Raw genomic sequence first — 1,966 nt, 5'->3', positions numbered from 1 at the left:
ACCCCACCCGGGGCGAGACCCGCGTCCGGCCCTTCTTCACCGTCACCAACGACCTCGCCCTGAGCCTGCGCGACACAGCAGAACCCGCTTGACCCTGACACGGTGACAAGGTGTCCTGTGGGCGCAGGAGGTGGTCCCGATCACTACGGCAGACGGAACCCCGCACACCGCCCGGGTGGCCAGAGCCCTGGCCGCCGAGGACGCGTCGATCCGGCTCCAGGCGGCCCTGGCAGCCGGCTCGCACCCCGACCCCGGCCTCCTGGAGACGCTCGTCGAGCGCTGTGCCCGCGAGCCGGACTTCTATGTGCGGGACATGCTGACCTGGGCGCTGACCCGCCTCCCGGCGGAGACCACCCTGCCCCGGATGCGCCGGGAACTCGACTCCGAGCGCGTCCAGGCCCGCAGCCAGGGGCTGCACACGCTCTCCAAGATCGGCGACAGGCGCGCGTGGCCCTGGATCACCCGCGAACTGCTGCGGGACGCCGACGACGAGGTCGCGCGGACCGCGTGGCGGGTCGCGGTCGCCCTCGTGCCCGATGACGAGAAGCAGGACCTGGCCGACGAGCTGGTCCGGCAGCTCGGCCGGGGCGACCGCACCGTACGGCTGAGCCTGAGCAGGGCCCTCGTCGACCTCGGCGAGGTGATCGAGCCCGCCCTGGAGCGGGCGGCGGGCCACCCCGACCCGGCGGTCGCCGCACACGCCCGCGCCACCGAGCTGCTCCGGCGGAACCCGGAGACCGATTTCGACGCGGCCGTCGACGAGGCGAAGCGGACCGTCTCGCTCGGCGCGGAACGAGCCGCGGGGACCGCGGATTGCTGATCGGCGACATGGCCCGGCACTCGGGCGTGAGCACCCGGATGCTCCGGCACTACGACGCGCTCGGGCTGGTGCGGCCGACCGGTCGCACCGTCGGCGGCTACCGGCAGTACTCCGCCGAGGACGCCCGCAGGCTCTGCCACGTGGAGAGCCTGCGGTCCCTCGGGCTCTCGCTCAAGCAGGTCGGGCGCGCGCTGGAGGATCCGGCCTTCACCCCGTCCGCGCTGGTCGGCGACCTCATCCGGTGGACGGAGGACCGCCTGGAGCGGGAGCGGGAACTGCTGGAGCGGCTCCGTGCGATCGACGCGTCGGCGCCCGCCGGATGGCAGGACGTCCTGCGCATCGTCGAACTCATGCGGGGGCTCAACTCGCCCAGCGCCGCGCGCAGGCAGCAGGCCGTCCTGACCCGGCCGGAGGATGCCGGTCCCGCCGAGCTGCTGGCCGAGGCGGTCCTGACCGAGTCCGACCCCAACGTGGCGGGCGCCCTGCGCTGGGCGCTCGCCCGGTCGGACGGGGATGCCGTGGCGGCGCTGGCCGCCGGCGCGCGCTCGGAGGACGTCGCCATCCGGCGGCGCGCGGTGCGGGCGGTCGCCGAGCTGCCCGAGGCCGCGGGTACGGCGGATACGACGGAGGCGAGGGGTATCACCGGGGTGCTCGCGGACGCGCTCGGGGACCCGGACCCGACGGTGCGCAGGCACGCGGCTCTGGCGTTGGGCAGGCGCGGCGTGCCGACGGCCGTGCCGACACTCGTCGGCATGGTGGTCGAGGGGGCCAACGACGTCGACGCGGCGGAGGTGCTGGGAGGACTGTCCCGGGAGCCCGGGTGCGCGGACCGGATCATGACCGCACTGGTTGCCGAACTCGCCGCGCCCACCGCGGACTCCGCGACGCGGATCCGCCTGACCCAGGCGCTGGTCGAGCTGTCGGGGACCGCCCCGCAGGAGGTACTGCGCCGGCTGGCCCGCGACGACGACCCCGCTGTCGCCCTCGTCGCCACGGCGTTCGCCGGACTCCGCGAAGGGGGCCACGGCACTAGGGGGTGTTTCGAAAGCCCCGCACGCCACCTGGAACGCCCGGCACGTGCTCTCGCCGCACCGGCCGAAAGCCCGAGTACGCCCAGTACGAGGGCTTTCACCCGGCACGCCGAGA

The 1,966-nt window shown here is 74.8% G+C and carries 2 protein-coding genes; both read left to right on the top strand.

Annotation, left to right across the window (positions count from 1 at the left end):
• Positions 1-175: 175 nt before the first annotated feature.
• A complete protein-coding gene (locus G5C65_RS36360; RefSeq protein WP_338146836.1) occupies positions 176-820 on the top strand; it encodes a HEAT repeat domain-containing protein in 645 nt (214 codons plus the stop codon).
• Positions 814-1,966 (top strand): MerR family transcriptional regulator (locus G5C65_RS36355; protein ID WP_165303318.1); only part of this gene is annotated, 1,153 nt, incomplete at its 3' end. The genes G5C65_RS36360 and G5C65_RS36355, both read left to right, overlap by 7 nt.

The sequence above is a fragment of the Streptomyces boncukensis genome, assembly GCF_011045075.1.
GTDB lineage: Bacteria > Actinomycetota > Actinomycetes > Streptomycetales > Streptomycetaceae > Streptomyces > Streptomyces boncukensis.
The sequence above is the reverse complement of the archived record's forward strand: the minus strand, read 5'-3'. Positions and strand labels throughout refer to the sequence as shown.